Source organism: Nocardioides panacisoli (assembly GCF_039537325.1).
GTDB classification, from domain to species: domain Bacteria; phylum Actinomycetota; class Actinomycetes; order Propionibacteriales; family Nocardioidaceae; genus Nocardioides; species Nocardioides panacisoli.
In genome coordinates this window covers 425669-443083 of record NZ_BAABAH010000001.1, presented here as the reverse complement: position 1 = coordinate 443083, position 17415 = coordinate 425669, and the positions used below count along the sequence as shown (strand labels likewise).

11 protein-coding genes are annotated in these 17415 nt (G+C 69.9%); 5 read left to right on the top strand and 6 right to left on the bottom strand.

The genetic code is table 11. The features are described from left to right. Positions 1–47: 47 nt before the first annotated feature. Both ABD709_RS02290 and ABD709_RS02285 read right to left on the bottom strand, forming a co-directional pair. Positions 48–2108, bottom strand: a complete 2061-nt coding sequence (locus ABD709_RS02290; RefSeq protein WP_344772170.1) for a vWA domain-containing protein — start codon at positions 2106–2108, stop codon at positions 48–50. Then, positions 2101–3501: a magnesium chelatase gene (locus ABD709_RS02285; RefSeq protein ID WP_344772169.1), complete on the bottom strand. Its 1401-nt coding sequence runs from the start codon at positions 3499–3501 to the stop codon at positions 2101–2103. The genes ABD709_RS02290 and ABD709_RS02285 overlap by 8 nt, the downstream gene beginning before the upstream one ends. Positions 3502–3580: 79 nt before the next feature. On the opposite strand from ABD709_RS02285, the gene ABD709_RS02280 reads away from it, so the two are divergent. The 4 genes from ABD709_RS02280 (at position 3581) to ABD709_RS02265 (ending at position 6556) form a co-directional block, all read left to right on the top strand. Next, on the top strand, positions 3581–4489 hold the full coding sequence (locus ABD709_RS02280; protein ID WP_344772168.1) for a sterol desaturase family protein: 909 nt from the start codon (positions 3581–3583) through the stop codon (positions 4487–4489). A gap of 1 nt (position 4490) precedes the next feature. Next, the gene (locus tag ABD709_RS02275) at positions 4491–5090 is read left to right on the top strand and encodes a class I SAM-dependent methyltransferase (RefSeq protein WP_344772167.1); all 600 of its coding nucleotides are present in this window, start codon (positions 4491–4493) and stop codon (positions 5088–5090) included. 10 nt (positions 5091–5100) lie between these two features. Beyond that, positions 5101–5928 (top strand): adenylate/guanylate cyclase domain-containing protein, encoded by an 828-nt coding sequence (locus tag ABD709_RS02270; RefSeq protein ID WP_344772166.1) that lies wholly within the window; start codon positions 5101–5103, stop codon positions 5926–5928. A gap of 64 nt (positions 5929–5992) precedes the next feature. Next, a complete protein-coding gene (locus tag ABD709_RS02265) occupies positions 5993–6556 on the top strand; it encodes a hypothetical protein (RefSeq protein WP_344772165.1) in 564 nt (187 codons plus the stop codon). 393 nt (positions 6557–6949) lie between these two features. Here the strand turns inward: ABD709_RS02265 and ABD709_RS02260 are convergent, their stop codons facing one another. Continuing rightward, a complete protein-coding gene (locus tag ABD709_RS02260) occupies positions 6950–10177 on the bottom strand; it encodes an Ig-like domain-containing protein (RefSeq protein WP_344772164.1) in 3228 nt (1075 codons plus the stop codon). Positions 10178–10634: 457 nt separating this feature from the next. Next, a complete protein-coding gene (locus ABD709_RS02255) occupies positions 10635–13913 on the bottom strand; it encodes an Ig-like domain-containing protein (RefSeq protein ID WP_344772163.1) in 3279 nt (1092 codons plus the stop codon). Positions 13914–14299: 386 nt separating this feature from the next. Between ABD709_RS02255 and ABD709_RS02250 the strand changes: the two genes are divergently transcribed. After that, entirely contained in the window at positions 14300–15847 is a 1548-nt protein-coding gene (locus tag ABD709_RS02250) for a hypothetical protein (RefSeq protein ID WP_344772162.1), read from the top strand. On the opposite strand, the gene ABD709_RS02245 is transcribed toward ABD709_RS02250, so the two are convergent. Both ABD709_RS02245 and ABD709_RS02240 read right to left on the bottom strand, forming a co-directional pair. Further along, positions 15792–16979, bottom strand: coding sequence for a lipid-transfer protein (locus ABD709_RS02245; protein ID WP_344772161.1), 1188 nt, complete (start codon positions 16977–16979; stop codon positions 15792–15794). The genes ABD709_RS02250 and ABD709_RS02245 overlap by 56 nt on opposite strands. Beyond that, the gene (locus ABD709_RS02240) at positions 16976–17395 is read right to left on the bottom strand and encodes a Zn-ribbon domain-containing OB-fold protein (RefSeq protein ID WP_344772160.1); all 420 of its coding nucleotides are present in this window, start codon (positions 17393–17395) and stop codon (positions 16976–16978) included. Before ABD709_RS02240 ends, ABD709_RS02245 begins: the two co-directional genes overlap by 4 nt. Positions 17396–17415 lie beyond the last annotated feature (20 nt).

Here is a 17415-nt window from a genome sequence, read left to right as displayed (position 1 = left end):
AGCCCGCAGGCCGGCAAACAGGCGCCCGCGCTCCTCCACAGCCGGCGCTAGCCCACCCAGAACCCGCGCCCGCCGAACCAGTCGCCGTACGACGACGGGCCGCCGGCGCCGCGCGGCCCGCGGGAGCCGAGGTAGGACCCGACCACCGCAGCGCCGAGGTCGTCGGCCTCGGGGTTGATCACCTTGCCGTCCACGCGGCGGGCCATCGAGTCGACGAAGCGGGCCAGGCCCGGGTCGTCGCCGAGCCGGAAGAACGTCGTCTGCGCGCCGAGCCGGTAGGAGTTGTCGAGCTCGCGCACCGCCAGCGCGATGGTCAGCGGGTGCGGCGGGTAGGCGAAGTAGACCTGCCCATCCGGCTCGAGGTGCGAGGTGGGCTCGCCGTCGGTGACGATGAGCAGGACCGGCTGTGCGGTCGGGTGCTTGCGGAAGTGCCGGTTGGCCAGCAGCAGGGCGTGGTGCAGGTTGGTGCCCTTGGCCCAGCGGGCGTCGAGCGCAGTCAGGTGCTCGATGTCCATCGTCTCCGCGTGCCGGCCGAAGCCGATCAGCTCCAGGCGGTCGCCGCGGAACCGCGTCCCGATGAGCGTGTGCAGCGCGAGTGCCGTCCGCTTCATCGGCACCCAGCGCCCGTCCATCGCCATCGAGAACGACGTGTCGACCAGCAGCGCCACCGCCGCCTGGGTCCGCGCCTCGGTCTCCTGCACCTCGACGTCCTCGATCGAGAGCCGCACGCCGCCGGTGGCTGAGGTGCGAGGCGCCCCAGCGCCGAGCCTCGAAACCCCCGGCGCCTCGCCTGCGGTCCGGAGCACGGCGTTCGTGATCGTCCGCGGGATGTCCCACGGCTCGGTGTCGCCGAACTCCCAGGCCCGCGTGGCGCCCGACAGGTCGCCGGCAGCACCGGCCTGACGCAGGTCGCGCTGCCCCTGGCGGCCCGACATGCGCTGGGCGACGTCGCGCAGCAGCGCCTTGCCGAGCTGGCGCATCGCCTTCGGGGTGAGCCGCAGCTCGCCGTCGAAGCCCTTCTCGAGGGTGCCCGACCGGCGCAGCGCCTGCTCGAGCTCCTGGAGCCGGCGGGCGTCGACGGCGGCCTGGTCGCCGAGCTGGCGGGCGAGCTTGTCGAGGTCCACGTCGTCGAGCCGAGCGCCGCCATAGCTCTGCGAGAGCTGGTCGGCGAGCTCGTCGAGGTCGGCGAGGTCCTGCAGAGCGCCGGTGCCGTCACCCAGGCCCAGCCCCTCCTCGCCGTCGAACCGCTCGGATCCCGACCAGTCCTCACCGGGCCGCAGACCCTGCAGGCTCGCGTCCAGCCGGCCCAGCTGGTCCATCAGCGCCGGCGAGCCGAACGCCTGCGCCGAGAGCTCCATCAGCTCCTGGCGCTGCTCGGGCGTCATCGAGTTGAGCATCCGCTGCGCCGCGGCCGCCCGCTGCGCCAGGGCGTCGACCAGCTCCTCGACGTTCTGGGGGTTCTCCGGGAAGAAGTCCCCGTGCTTGGCCATGAAGTCGTCGAAGTCCTGCTGCGTGTCCGCGCCGCGGGCGTGCTTCTCGAGCAGCTCGTTGAGGTCCGACAGCATCTCCTGGATCGCCGCCCGGTCCTCGTCGGTGGCGTTCTCCATCGCCTGCTTCATGCCGGCGAACCGCTGGTCGAGCAGCTCACGGCCGAGCAGGTCCTTGATCTCCTCGTACGCCGCCCGCGCCTCCGCCGACTGCCAGTCGTAGTCGGCGAGCTCGGTCACCGCGGCGGCGGGCGAGGACGGCAGGTTGTCCATCCGCATCTCGCGGAAGGCGCGGTCGGCGTCGTCCATCATCGCGTCGCGCGCCAGCTGCTTGCGCTCCTCGAGGACCGCCTTGTCGAGCAGCTCCTTGACCTCGTCGAGCGTTCCGTCGAGGTTGTGCCGCTGGAGCAGCTCGCGGCGCCGCTCCGCGACCCGGCGGGCGAGGTCGTCGAGGCCGTCACCCTCCCGGCCGCCGCGGCGCAGGAACTCCTGCAGCGCCCGCTCCGGGCTGTAGCCCGCCATCACGTCCTCGCCGATCGCGTCCAGCGCCTCGGCGATGTCGACCGGCGGGGCGAGCGGGTCGCCGCCGCCGTACCGCTGGTAGCGGCTCCCCCTAGCCATAGACGGTCTCGGACCCGTCGGTGTCCTTGCCGATCTTGCGGGCGAGGAACAGCCCCTCGAGGGCGAGCTCGATCGCGCAGGCCCGCTCGCCGTCGTTGACCCCACCGGTGCCGGGGAAGACCCGCTCGCAGACCTCGTCGTAGAGCTCGGACTCGCCGAGGACCGGCAGCCCGGTCAGCACGTCGCGGGCGGTGACGCCCTCGCCGGTGGTGACCATCGCGCCGCCCTCGATCACGTCGACCAGCAGCGCGAAGTCGACGCCGCGGAACCGGCCGCGGACGGTCTCGGCGATCGCGGTCCGCAGCAGGTGGGTGAGGATCTCCTCCTCGCGGCCCTCCTCGCCGCTCTCGAACTCGATCTTCCCGCCCAGCACGTCGACCGCCGTCTCCAGGTCGACGACCCGGGCGACGGCGTGGTCCTCGCCGTGCACCGTGGCGCGGCGCAGCGCGGAGGCGGCGATCGTCTCGGCTCCGGCGATCGCGAACCGCGCGGAGACGCCCGAGCGCTGGTCGACGGCCGTGGAGTCCCGCAGGTTGCGGGTGAACCGGGCGAGGATCTCGAGCAGCGGTGCCGGCACGTCGGCGACCAGCTCCGCCTCCTGCCGGATGACCGCGATCTCGGACTCGAGCTCGGTCGGGTAGTGGGTGCGGATCTCCGCTCCGAACCGGTCCTTGAGCGGGGTGATGATCCGGCCGCGGTTGGTGTAGTCCTCGGGGTTCGCGCTCGCGACGACGAGCACGTCGAGCGGCAGCCGCAGCACGTAGCCGCGGATCTGGATGTCCCGCTCCTCCATCACGTTGAGCATCGCGACCTGGATCCGCTCGGCGAGGTCGGGGAGCTCGTTGATCGCGACGATCCCGCGGTGCGAGCGCGGGATCAGGCCGAAGTGGATGGTCTCCGGGTCGCCCAGCGAGCGGCCCTCGGCGACCTTCATCGGGTCGACGTCGCCGATCAGGTCCGCGACGCTCGTGTCCGGCGTCGCGAGCTTCTCGGAGTAGCGCTCGGTCCGGTGCTTCCACGAGATGCGGAGGTCGTCGCCGTACTCCGCCACCGCGGCACGCGAGGTCGCCGTGACCGGGTCGAAGGGGTGCTCGCCCAGCTCGGAGCCCGAGATCACCGGCGTCCACTCGTCGAGCAGGCCCATCAGGGTGCGCAGGATCCGGGTCTTGCCCTGGCCGCGCTCGCCGAGCAGGACCACGTCGTGGCCGGCGAGCAGGGCGCGCTCGAGCTGGGGAAGCACGGTGTCCTCGAGGCCGTGCAGGCCCTCCCACGGGTTCTCACCGGCGGCGAGCTTGGCAAGCAGGTTGTCGCGGATCTCGGTCCGCAGCGTCTTCTGGACGTGGCCCGCGGCGCGGAGCTCGCCGACGGTGCTGAGGGTGGGGGCGACGGTCACGCATTCACGCTACTCAGCGCGGCAACCCGATTCTCGACGGTACCCTCGAGCCAGTCCGCCGCCGCCCTGGGAGAAGTACGTGCACGACCTGCTCGACCCCGCGAAGAACCCGGTCACCTATGCGATCCCGTTCTTCCTCCTCAGCATCGCCCTGGAGCTCGCGGCGCTGAAGTGGCTCGACCACGACGACCGCTTCAACGGGGCGACCGGCTATCTCGGCCGGGACGCGAGGACCAGCCTGCTGATGGGGCTCGGATCGATCGTCACGCTGACCCTGCTCAAGGTGATGGGCTTCTTCGGCTACCTGTGGCTCTACGACCACGTGGCGCCGTTCCACGTCGACACCGGCGCCTGGTGGTACTGGCCGGCCGTCCTGGTCGCGCTCGACTTCTTCTACTACTGGCAGCACCGGTTCGTGCACCGCGTCAACGTCGGCTGGGCGGCGCACCAGGCGCACCACTCCAGCGAGTACATGAACTTCGCGACCGCGCTCCGGCAGAAGTGGAACCCCTGGTGGGAGCTGGCCTTCTGGGTGCCCCTGCCCCTGCTCGGCTTCCCGCCGTGGACGCTCTACGTCGCGTTCGGCTTCAACCTGATCTACCAGTTCTTCGTCCACACCGAGACCATCGACCGGCTCCCCCGCCCGATCGAGCTGGTCTTCAACACCCCGTCGCACCACCGGGTCCACCACGGCTCGGACCCGGAGTACCTGGACAAGAACTACGCCGGCATCCTCATCGTCTGGGACCGGATGTTCGGCAGCTTCGTGCAGGAGCGGCAGCGCCCCAGGTACGGCCTGACCAAGCCGGTCGGCACCTACAACCTGATCAAGCTCCAGTACGGCGACTACGCACAGATCTTCCGGAACGTGCGCGGCGCGACCCGTTGGCGCGACCGGATGGGCTACCTCTTCGGGCCGCCCGGCTGGGAGCCGCGGCCGGTGATCGGGGTGCGCGGCGCGCCGGCGCCGAACGAGCCGGCCCTCTGAGGTGGCCGATCCCGTCCGGGCGGCCGTCACCGCGCACTACGACGAGCGGGCGGCGACGTACGACGACAACGAGATGCACCGCGGCCTCGCCGCGGCGGTCGCTCGGTTCGCCGGACCCGTCCGCGGCCTGGTGGTCGACGTCGCCACGGGCACGGGACTGGTGCTGCGCGAACTCGCCGGCGGGAGCGGCCGGCTCCTCGGGGTCGACCTCTCGCAGCGGATGCTCACCGTCGCCCGCGCCGCGCTCCCGTCCGCTGCCTGGGCCCGAGCCGACGCTGCCGCCCTCCCGGTCCCGGATGCGTCGGTCGACCTGCTGACCTGCGTGACGGCGCTCCACCTCTTCCGGGACCCGTCGGCGGTCGTCGTCGAGTGGCGCAGGGTGCTGGCCTCCGGGGGCCGGATCGTCACGGCGACCTTCGGCCCGCCCGGGGCCGGCGCCGGCGCCCCTCCACCGCGGGACTTCCCGCGCCGCCACGACCTCTACCGCAGCCCCGAGCTCGTCGCGGCGCTGTTCGCCGATCAGGGCGTCCGCCTCACCCGGCAGGAGCACTGGACCGACGCGTCCGGCACCGACCGGCTCGTCCTCTGCGAGCTCTCCTAGGCTGGCGACCGTGGCAATCGTCCTGGCGATCGGGTGCGTCGTGCTGGCCGGCGCGGCCCTGGCGCTCCTGGTCGTCGTACGTCGACTGCAGGGCGAGCTCGCGGACCGCGAGGCCCGGATCGCGGAGCTCGAGTCCGACCTCGACGCCGCGCTGCGGCCCGGCCCTCCGAAGTCGACGACCGAGCGCTACCTGCGGCGGGTCGTGCAGACCGCGACGAAGGTCCGGGACCACGGGATCACCGGACTGATCCAGTCGACGATCGACGACATCGGCAGCTGGGCCGCGAGCGAGCGCGCCGACATCCTCAACATGGCGGCACCGGACGGCACGGTGACGCTGTTCTTCTCCGACATCGAGGACTCCACGTCCCTCAACGACCGCCTGGGCGACCGGAGCTGGGTCCGGGTGCTCGCGGCGCACGACAAGGTCCTGCGCGGCCGGATCGGGCAGTACCGGGGCCAGGTGGTCAAGACCGCCGGCGACGGGTTCATGGTGGCGTTCCGGGACGCCGAGGCGGCGTGTCGCGCGGCGCTGGCGGTCCAGGCCGACTTGGCCCGCCCGACCGACCCGCTGCTGCGGCGGCACCGGATCAGGGTCCGGATCGGCGTGCACACCGGGCAGGTCGTTGCCCGCGAGGGCGACTACTTCGGTCGCAACGTCGCGATGGCGGCGCGGGTCGCGGACCTCGCCGAGGGCGGCGACGTGCTGGCCGGGGACGCCGTACGGGAGCACCTCGACGAGGACGCGGCCGTGGAGCTGGTCGATCCCGAGGTGGTCGAGCTCAAGGGACTGCCGGGCGAGCACACGGTCTGGCGGGTCGTCGAGCGGCGTTCCTGACCCCTTGCTGAGACGTTCCTGAATCGCGTGTGCCCTCCACCACCGACCACCTAACGTTCTCCGCATGCGCTCTCGATCTCTCGCCCTGTCCGTGACCGCGCTCGCGCTCCTCCTGCCGCTCTCCGCGTGCGGCGGGGACGACAAGAGCGACGACGGTACGTCGAGCGGCGACTCGAGCGGTCAGATCGACAGCGGCACCGGGGACGTCGCCGGCCCGAAGACGCCGGACACCCGGTCCCCCGACTGCCCGTTCTCCGACCAGCAGCTCAGCGAGGCCCTCGACCTCGCCCTGAAGGCCACGAAGGGCCAGGAGTGCTCCTTCGAGCAGCCGAAGAAGTCCGGTCGCATCTCGGTCACCCTCGACGCCGCCGCCGACAACAAGTCCTACGACGCCGAGTCGAAGACCTACCAGAAGATGGACAACTTCCAGGAGCTCGACGACGTCGGCGGCCAGGCCTATGTCGCCTGGACCGACGACGAGCTGAACATCGCGGTCGGCTACCTCGACAACGCCGGCGCCTACCGCTACCAGGTCAGCGCGATCACCCCCGACTCCGCGGGCGTCGACGATGCCGTCGCCCTCGCCGAGCAGCTGATCGACCTCACGGTCAGCTCGCGCAAGGGCTGACCCCTGCGGACGTGACACGGTCCGGGCCAACTCTCCTGTCGCTGCGAGATGACTGGTCCGGACCGTGCCGCGGCTATTCCACCAGATGAGCCGTCGATCCGGTTCTTAACCTCGGGTTTTGGGTAAAGCACCGGTGGTCTCGATGAGGCCGCGTCGCAAAAATGCCGGGCGGTCCGGGCCAGGTCATCTCGCAGCGACAGGAGAGTTGGCCCGGACCGCGTCCGGGAAGCACCGTGAGTCCTGATGGTCCCACTCCCCGAGCCGAGCGCTGGTGCAGGAACGCTCGAGTGGGACGGGAACCGGGTTGGTCAGGTACGACCTGTGTAGCTGTCGGGACTAGGGGCGGGTCCGCCCTGGGTGGCCGAGTCCACCCAGGACGTTCCCGTCATCGGATCAGCGCACGCGGGCCTTGTTCGTGACGGCGGCCTCGTTGCGGCCGTGCTCGTCGATGAAGGCCTTGTACTTGGTCACGTGGTCACCGTTGCGGTCCTTCACGGTGATCTTGACCTTGCCGTTGCTGTTCAGCACGTCCCCACCGATACCCACGTGGGTCCAGTTCCCGTTGATCTTCGCCATCAGCGTGACCGGCGTGCCGGTCAGGGCGCTGCCACCGTCTGCGGTGGTGGCGGTGACCTTCAGGATGTCCTTCTTGCCGTCCTGCGACGACTGACCGGACAGGGAGGCATCCACGTGGCACTTGGCGAAATGGATCGTGATGTTCAGCGTCTTCAGGATGGCCTGGGTGTTCGGGTCCCGAACAACCGCGGTGACCGTGTCCTGGCTGCCGCACTGCTGGTCGGTGCCCTGGAACACGTACTGCGCCACTCCATCGCCGTCGGTGAAGAACGTCTGGTCGTTGTCAGAGTCCGAGGTACGGACGAAGTCAACTTCCAGGCCCGGAACCGGGTTGCCCTCCTGGTCGGTGGTGGTGACCGTCACCGTCACCGGCGCGTCGGTCGGGACGTCCTGCGTGCCCGGGTCCGCTGCGATGGCGAAGGTGGTCGGCTCCGAGGCGTAGAACGTCTGCTCGAACGTCGTGCTGATGTCCTTCTCGACCGGGTTGGCCGTCGGGACGAAGAACCCGACGTAGGTGCCGTCGGCGTCCCAGACCTCGGTGGTGCTGGTCGAGCTTCCGAAGAAGTCCGGCGTCAGACCGCCCGTGACGTGCGCGGTGAGGTGGAAGGTGCCGGGCTCGTTGCCGACGAGCGCGATGTCGCCGCCGTTGTCGAGGTCGGAGGCACCGGCCACACCGTAGCCGTCGTGAGCCAGGTCGTAGTCGAAGGTCGGGCAGTCGGCGTCGTCAGAGACGGAGCACTCGATCTGGACCTCCACACCACGGGCCGGGTTGCCGAACTGGTCCTTGGCGAAGACGTCGTAGTAGACGCCCGGGCCACCCAGCGGAGCGGGGTCGGTCGGCTCGTCCTGGTCAGCGTCCGGCGTCTTCACGACGGAGATCTCGCTGACGTTGAACGGGTTGTCCGAGCTCCAGGTGGTCGTGTCGCTGTCGGACGAAGCGCCCGTCACCGCCGCGGTCACCGTGGCGTCCACCCTGCCGTCGTCGTCGAACCCGGAGTCGCGACCGATGCTCGTGAAGAACGTCGCGTCGCCGGATGCGTTGGTGCTGACGGTCAGGTGGTTACCGAGGCTGGAGTCGAACTCCGGCACGTAGCCGCCCTCGTTCGGGTCGACGAACGGGTGGTTGATGTTGATGAAGTATCCGTGGTCGAGCGACAGGTTCACCTGCACGCCGGCGAGGTCGTCGCCGGACGAGGTCTCCAGGTGGACCGTACCGACGGTGTTGGCGCCCGCGGGACCCGCCGTGGTGCTCACGTTGACGTCGAGGACCGAGCCGGCCGGAGCCGAGTTGGCCACGAAGTCCACACCCTCGGTGTAGGGCTCAGCGCCCTCAGCCGGGTCGGACGGGTCGGACGGGTTGGTGTTGCCCAGCCAGTCGCCGAACGAGCTGACCGCGGAGAACGCCTGGACGAAGCCGCCGACCTCGGTCTCGTTCGGGTCGGTGGAGAGGTCCTCCACGTCGACCGTGAACGAGCCGTTGGCGCCGGTGGTGTCGGGGTCGTTGCTCGTGATCACGGCGTCCGGCGTACCGGTGGTGTTGCCGTGGCCGTCGAACTCGGTGCCCAGGACCATGTTGACGTCGACCTTGCGGCCCGGGAGGCCGGTGCCGTCCTCGAGGACCAGCTGGCCCTGGAGGTGCGCGGTCGTGCCGACCGGGGCGATGACCTTGCCGTCACCGTCGGGGTCGCTCCAGCGGACCGCGGCCTCGCCGGCCTTGACCGTCAGGACCTTCGCCTCGGTCACCGGGTGGCCGGTGCCGCCCTCGCCGAGCGAGGCGTAGAGCTCGAAGGTGCCCGCGACCAGACCGTGCGGGAAGTCGCCCGCGCTGATGACCGGGATGTCGAACTTGCCGGTCGTGTCGGTCGCGACGGTGTGGCTGGTGCCGTTCACCGTCTCACCGTTGAAGCCGATGCTCCGCCAGTGGTAGGTCAGGTCCTGGGTGTCCGGAACGTCGAAGTTCGAGCCGTTCTGGTCCTTGACCTGCACCTGGATGTCGTTGCCGTCCTGCTCGTCGAAGTCGAAGGCAGCACCGTCGGCGCTGGTCCCGACCAGGCTGGCAGCGTGGCCGGCCTCGAGCTGGAGGGTGGTGTCCTTGTCGCCCAGACCCGAGTCGAACAGGATCTGGTTGCCGGTGGCGGCGTTGGCGACGTACTCCACCGCGCCGGTGTTCACCGACTGCGTGGTGGTCACCTGGCCGTTGGCGTCGGTCGGGCCGAAGAAGCCGAACGGAAGACCGCCCTGCAGCGCCGAGACGTTGACGCCCGCGATCGGGTTGCCGTTCTGGTCCTTGACCGTCAGGGTCACCGGGATCGCCGTCGCGTTGTCCGGCGGCGTGCCGTGCGTGGCCGTGATCGAGGTGATGACCTGGTCGTAGAGCGTGTAGGACTCGGTGTCGCTCGACGTCGGGTTGGCCGACGAGGTGGTCGCGCTCATGACGATCTGGTCAGGGGCGTTGTAGCCGAACGGGAAGACCGAGTACGACGGCTTGATGTCGTAGGCCAGCTTCCAGGCGTTGCTCGCGATCGGGAAGTTGACCACGTCCACCCGCGTGCCGGTGACGGGCTCGCCGATGCCGATGGTGCCGGTGCCGTTGTAGGACGCCGTGCCGCTGACGATCACGAGGTCCGTGCCGGCGTTGGAGTGCCAGACGCCGAGCTGCGAGCCGTCCTTGACGTTGATGGTGTCCTGCGTGTTGGTGAACGTCACCGGGACGCCCGAGCCGGGGTGGTCCAGGCCGTCGAGGGTCGAGTGACCGTTGGCGCGGACCTGCAGGACGGTGCCGAGAGCGATGCCGCTGTCAGCCTGCGGGTTCCACTCCATGGAGAAGGCGCCGTCGTCGTTGCGGGAGGTCAGGACTCCGCCGATGTTCACCCAGGTGACACCGCCGTCGTCGCTGTACTGGAAGCGCAACGTGTTGATGTCGGACGTGCCGCCGGCCTCGAGGCGGACGGTCGTGTTGGACCCGTCGTTCTTGATCGAGATCTGGTTGGCACCGGGGTGCGGCCCGTAGAGGGTCACGTGCTTGCTGCCCCACTGGTTGTCCATCTGCGAATCGATGGAGTTTGCAAATGCTGCGTGTGGGATGCCCAACGCAGCCATCGCGCCGACGGCAATTACTGCCAGTCCGCGCTTGATGCCGCTGCTTTTCATGCTGTTCCCTTTCGGTTTCCCCTGGTGGCACGGGAAGCGCTGCCGGGAAAGTCCCGACGGCTGGGAGCCGCGCCGCTGAGCCTCCGAGGAGGCGGCCCGGAAGACGGATGTCTGCCCAGACCCTCGTGAGCCTGCTGCCGGACTGGACCAGACAAGTAGTTCTTGCAAGTTCTCAGTAAATACACAGAAACCGGCCCTGGATCATCGGCCGGAAAACGACGTGGAGCGGTCCGGGCCAAGTCATCTCGCAGCGACAGGAGAGCTGGCCCGGACCGCGTCCAGGGGTTGTCAGGTGAGACAAAACGGGCGGCGTCCTGGGTGGCCGAGCCCACCCAGGACGTCCCCTCGTTGATCAGCGCACGCGAGCCTTGTTGGTCGTCGTGGCCTGGTTGCGGCCGTGCTCGTCGATCATGGCCTTGTACTTGGTCACGTGGTCACCGTTGCGGTCCTTCACGGTGATCTTGACCTTGCCGTTGCTGTTCAGCACGTCCCCACCGATACCCACGTGGGTCCAGTGGCCGTTGATCTTCGCCATCAGCGTGACCGGCGTGCCGGTCAGGGCGCTGCCACCGTCTGCGGTGGTGGCGGTGACCTTCAGGATGTCCTTCTTGCCGTCCTGCGACGACTGACCGGACAGGGACGCGTCCACCGCGCACTTCTTGAAGTGGATGGTGATGTTCAGCGTCTTCACGATGGCCTGGGTGTTCGGGTCCCGGACGACCGCGGTGACGGTCTCGGAGCTACCGCACTGCTGGTCGGTGCCCTGGAACACGTACTGCGCCTCACCACTGCCGTCGGTGAAGAACACCTGGTCGTTGTCGGCGTCCGAGGTCCGGACGAAGTCGACCTCCATGCCGGCCAGGGGGTTGCCCACCTGGTCGGTCGCGTTCACCGTGACCGTCACCGGCGCGTCGGTCGGGACGTTCTGCGTGCCCGGGTCGGCGCTGATGGCGTAGTGACCCTGGGTCTCGTCGACCTCGTAGAAGGTCTGCTCGAAGGTGGTCGTGACCGCCTTCTCGACCGGGTTGGACGTCGGGAAGATGAGCCCGACGAACGTGCCGTCGGCGTCCCAGACCTCGGTGGTGCTGGTCGAGTTGCCGAAGAAGTCCGGCGTCAGACCACCGGTCACGGTGGCGGTGAGGTGGAAGTCGCCGGCCTCGTTGCCGACGAGCGCGATGTCGCCGCCGTTGTCGAGGTCGGAGGCACCGGCCACACCGTAGCCGTCGTGAGCCAGGTCGTAGTCGAAGGTCGGGCAGTCGGCGTCGTCAGAGACGGCGCAGTCCACCTGGACCTCCACACCACGGGCCGGGTTGCCGAACTGGTCCTTGGCGAAGACGTCGTAGTAGACGCCCGGGCCACCCAGCGGAGCGGGGTCGGTCGGCTCGTCCTGGTCAGCGTCCGGCGTCTTCACGACGGAGATCTCGCTGACGTTGAACGGGTTGTCCGAGCTCCAGGTGGTGGAGTCGTTCGCCGAGGAAGCCCCGGTCACCGACGCCGTCACCTTCGCGTCCACCTTGCCGTCGTCGTCGAAACCGGAGTCCCGACCGATGCTGGTGAAGTAGAACGCGTCACCGCTGCTGTCCGTGCTGACCGTCAGGTGGTTGCCGAGGCTGGAGTCGAACTCCGGCACGTAGGCACCCTCGACCGGGTCGATGAACGGGTGGTTGTTGTTGATGAAGTACCCGTGGTCGAGGGTCAGGTTCACCTGCACGCCGGCGAGGTCGTCGCCGTTCGCGGTCTCCAGGTGCAGCGTGCCGATGGCGGCGCTGCCGGCGGGGCCGGCCGTGGCGCTGACGTCGGTGCTCAGGACCGAGCCGGCCGGAGCCGAGTTGGCCACGAAGTCCACACCCTCGGTGTAGGGCTCGGGGCCCTCGCCGGCCTGGTTGGCGTCACCGAGCCAGTCACCGAACGAGGACACGGCCGAGAAGGCCTGCACCTCGCCGCCGACCTCGGTCTCGTTCGGGTCGGTGGAGAGGTCCTCCACGTCGACCGTGAACGAGCCGTTGGCGCCGGTGGTGTCGGGGTCGTTGCTCGTGATCACGGCGTCCGGCGTACCGGTGGTGTTGCCGTGGCCGTCGAACTCGGTGCCCAGCGCCATGTTGACGTCGACCTTGCGGCCCGGGAGGCCGGTGCCGTCCTCGAGGACCAACTGGCCCTGGACGTGGGCGGTGGTGCCGACCGGGGCGATGACCTTACCGTCACCGTCGGGGTCGGTGTAGCGGACCGCGGCCTCGCCGGCCTTGACCGTCAGGACCTTCGCCTCGGTGACCGGGTGGCCGGTGCCGCCCTCGCCGAGGGAGGCGTAGAGCTCGAAGGTGCCCGACTCGAGACCGTGCGGGAAGTCCGCACCGTTCAGGGCCGGGATGTCGAACTTGCCGGTCGTGTCGGTCGCGACGGTGTGGCTGGTGCCGTTCACTGTCTCACCGGTGAAGCTGATCGACTTCCAGTGGTAGGTCAGGTCCTGGGTGTCCGGAACGTCGAAGTTCGAGCCGTTCTGGTCCTTGACCTGCACCTGGACGTCGTTGCCGTCCTGCTCGTCGAAGTCGAAGGCAGCACCGTCGGCGCTGGTCGCGACCAGGCTGGCCGCGTGACCCGCCTCGAGCAGCAGGCTGGTGTCCTTGTCGCCCAGACCCGAGTCGAAGAGCACCTGGTTGCCGGTCGCCGCGTTCGCGACGTACTGCACCGTGCCGGTGTTCACCGACTGCGTGGTGGTGACCTGACCGTTGGCGTCGGTCGTGCCGAGCGCGGCGAGCGGAAGGCCGCCCTGCAGCGCCGAGACGTTGACGCCCGCGATCGGGTTGCCGTTCTGGTCCTTGACCGTCAGGGTCACCGGGATCGCCGTCGCGTTGTCCGGCGGGGTGCCGTGCGTCGCGGTGATGCTGGCGATGGTCTGGTTGTAGAGCGTGAAGCCCTCGGAGTCCGCCGACAGCGGGTTGACCTGGTCGGTCACCGCGTTGAAGACGATCTGGTCGGGGGCGTTGTAGCCGAAGGGCGCCGAGGCGTAGGTCGGCTCGATGTCGTAGACGGACTTCCACTTGCCGGCCGCGATGAGCAGGGTCTGCTCGCCGAGGTCGAAACCGTTGCCCGGGTCCGCGATCGCGATCTGGGCGTTCGGGAAGTTGGTCGACGCGGAGCCGCTGAGGATCACCTTGGCGCCGCCACCGTTGGCGTGCCAGACGCCGAGGGCGCTGCCGTCGTTGATCGCGATCGTGTCGAACGTGCTGCTCACGGTCATCGTCGAGGACGAGCTGGCGTGGTCGAGGCCGTCGAGGTTGGAGTGACCCACCGCACGGACCTTGACATTGGCGTCAGGGAGCGTGAGCCCGCTGTCCGCCACCGGGTTCCACTCGAGGTGCCACGCACCGTCGTCGTTCGGCGAGGTCAGGACGCTGCCGATGTTCGTCCAGGTCGCGCCGCCGTCGGTGCTGAACTCCCAGCGCATCGTGACGATGTCGGAGGAGCCGGCTGCCTCGAGCGAGATGGTCGTGTTCTGACCGTCGTTCTTGGTCGAGGCCTGGTTGGCGATCGGGTGCGGGCTGTAGAGCGTAACGGACTTGGTGCCGTTCGCGTTGTCCTGCTGTTCCGCGATCGTGTTTGCAAAGGCTGCGTGGGGGACCCCCAACACAGCCATCGCGCTGACGGCAGCTACTGCCAGTCCGCGCTTGATGCCGCTGCTATTCATCTTGTCCCTTTCGGATTCCCTCAAGAAGGCGCGGGGACCGCGCCACTCAGCCTCCGTGGAGGCATGCCGCGAGACAGTTGCGTCCCGAAGCACTGGCGAGCCTCGTGTCGGACGACGCGGTCCAGACAGTTCTTGCAAGTTTCTGGAAATCCCTGAATCAAACGGGCGAGACGGGTTCTGATGGGCCTGTCTTAGATCGCACGTAGGGGGACAACAGAGGGGACACTGTGACGCCTATCCGCGGCAGCGGCGACCGACGCTCCCTTGGTCGACCGCAGCGGCTCCCGCACGACGAGACGGCAATTGCGGGATCGCGCTACGAGGGCAACAAGCGAATGGCCTGGCTGCTCGCGACCACGCGCATGCTGGGACCCAACACCCGGGGACTGCCGCGCGCGGACTTCGTCGCGCCGATGCGCGAGCTCGGGATCAGGATCGACTCCAGCCGGATCTCCCGCTGGGAGTCCGGGCTGGAGTACCTCTCCCCCCGGCTGGTCGCTGCCTATGAACAGGTCGCGGGCCTGCCGCCCGAGCACCTGGGCGTCGTACGCCGTGCGGTCGCACGGGACGGCCAGCTGATGGACCGGCACGCCAAGAAGCCGGAGCCACCTGACCCGGTCCGGATCGACGAGATCCTCGACCGGGTCGACGCCGGCGAGGTGCACGGCCACGAGTGGCTGTGGCTGGCCGACCAGCTGCACGCCTACGACAACGTCTACCTCCCCCGCCGGACGTGGGAGAGCCTCGCCACCCACCTCGTCGACGAGCTGGCGCGGGCGGCGACGACGCCGTACCTGGCGCGCTACGAGGCGACGGTGACGCTGCTGAACGCCCGGCAGGCCCAGCCGCACCTGACCAAGAGCGTCGGCCGTTTCGTCCTCGACCCCGACGCCGCGGTCATCACGCCCGTGCTCGCCGTCCTGTCCGAGATGTCCGACCCCGCCGCGTGCGACCTAGTGCTCCGGCTGCTGCAGTCACCGAGCGGCAAGCTGCGCAACAGCGCGGCGATCGTCGCGGCGGCCATGATCGGGCGCGAGCATCTCGACCCCGACGACCACGTGATCGAGGTGCACGTCGGCCACGAGCTCAAGGCGGCGGCGGGCGTCCCGTCCTCGGTGACCCTCGACCTCGCCTCGCGGCTCACCGACGCGAGGTTCGAGCGGGTGCTGCACGCGACCACCGACGAGGCCGCGCGAGCCGCCCTGCGCCAGGCGCGGGCCAACCACGAGCTGATCGACCCCGAGGAGGCGCGGACCCTCGCCGACCACATCGGCATGCACGCCGAGCTGCTGTCGTCGCGCAAGTCGCCGGACCCCGACCAGATGCTGCGACGGCTGGTCCGGGAGGCGCTGTGCCACGTGCACCGTCGGCGCCGGCACCTGGCAGCGGCGATGCTGCTCGCCAGCCCCTACGCCCACTCGGTCGCCGAGGTGGCGCTCGGTCTCACCGCTCACGACGACGAGCGGCTGGCCAACCTGTGCTGGTCGTTGGTCGGCCGGATGGCCTCGGCGCTCAGCGCGCACGCGCTCGCGGAGCAGCTCCTCACCGAGCGGCGGCCGCGGCTGCGCACCCGCGCCGCGTCGACGCTGATGTGGGTGACCGACACCCTGCCGGAGGACGCGGTCGAGGTGCTCGCCCGGGCGGCGGTCGACACCTCGGAGACGCAGCAGACCGCGAGTGCTGCCGTCCTCGCGCTGGGGCTCGCCGGCCGCACCGACCGGTTGGCGGACATCGCGGACGCGATGCCCCGGCAGGTCGGTGCGCTCGCCCAGTGGGCGATCGAGCGGGGCCCGGCGGTGAAGGACCAGAACCACGCGGGCCCGTTGGTCACACCGACAGAACCACAGCCGAACCGTGACCGAACAGCCCCTGATTGGCGCTGATCCCGACCTTCGCGCCCTCGACCTGCCGGCCGGTCGCCTGACCCCGCAGCTGCCACACCAGCTCGCACACCTGCGCGATCGCCTGCGCCGGCACGGCCTCGCCGAAGCAGGCCAGGCCGCCGGAGGGGTTCACGGGGATCCGGCCGCCGATCGTGGTCTCCCCCGCCCGGAGCAGCACCTCGGCCTCGCCGCGCTTGCACAGGCCGAGGTCCTCGATCCAGTCGAGCTCCAGAGCGGTCGAGAGGTCGTAGACCTCGGCGACGTCCACGTCGTCCGGGCCGATCCCGGCCTCCTCGTAGGCCGCGTCACCGATCGACTCCTTGAAGGTCCGTGCCGGCGACCCGGTCACGGCGGAGGAGTCGGTCGCCAGGAGCGGCATGTCGATGACGGTGTTGGGGAACGTCGGAGTGACCGTCGAGACCGCGGAAACCCGCACCGGTGCGGCGATCCCGAGCCTCTTGGCGTAGTCGGTCGACGTGAGCACGACCGCCGCCGCGCCGTCGGACGTGGCGCAGATGTCGAGCAGGTGCAGCGGGTCGGACACGACCGCGGACGACAGCACGTCCTCGACGCTGACCTCCTTGCGGTAGCGCGCGTTCGGGTTCTCCAGGCCGTGCCGGGCGTTCTTGACCTTCACCCGGGCGAAGTCCTCCGACGTCGCGCCGTAGAGATCCATCCGCCGCCGGGCGTAGAGAGCGAAGTAGGCCGGGTTGGTCATCCCGAGCAGCCGGAACCGCAGCCAGTCGGGGTCGTCCCACCGCTCGCCCGCGTTCGGCGCGAGGAACCCCTTGGGGGTCGTGTCGGCGCCGACCACCAGTGCCACGTCGCTGAGTCCGGCGAGGATGCGCGCACGGGCCGTGTCGATGGCCTGGGCGCCGGTGGCGCAGGCGGCGTACGACGTCGCGATCCGCGCGCCGTTCCAGCCGAGGGCCTGCGCGAAGGTCGAGCCGGCGACGTATCCGGCGTAGCCGTTGCGCACCGTTTCGCCGCCGACGACCAGGTCGACGTCGGTCCAGGGGATCTCCGCGTCCGCGAGTGCGGCCCGGGCGGCGTGGACGCCGTACTCCACGAAGCTGCGGCCCCACTTGCCCCACGGGTGCATGCCCACGCCGACGACGGCGACCCCGCTCATGCTTCCACCGGCTTCCAGCGCCAGATCGTCCGCTCGCCGGAGTCGTCGGTGTAGAGCGTCTCCACGACCAGCTCGACCTCCGCACCGACGGTGAGGTCGGAGACGCCGTGGCCCGCCGCGACCTGCCCGAGCACCACCAGACCCTCCGGCAGCTCGACGGCCGCCAGGGCGAACGGGTGGAAGGGCTCCGGGGCGACGTAGGGCGCGGGAGGTTGGTACTGGGCGTCGGTGTAGCTCCACACCCGGCCGCGCCGGGACAGCGGGACGACCTCGTGCTCCTCGCCGCTGCAGGCCGGGTTGCGGCAGAAGCCCGCCGCGGGTGGGAAGACCACGTTGCCGCACGTCGTGCAGCGCGTGCCGAGCAGCGCGGCGTCCGTGCCGGTGACGAACCAGCCGTCGACAGCGGGTGTGGACATCGATCCCTCGCAATTTCCAG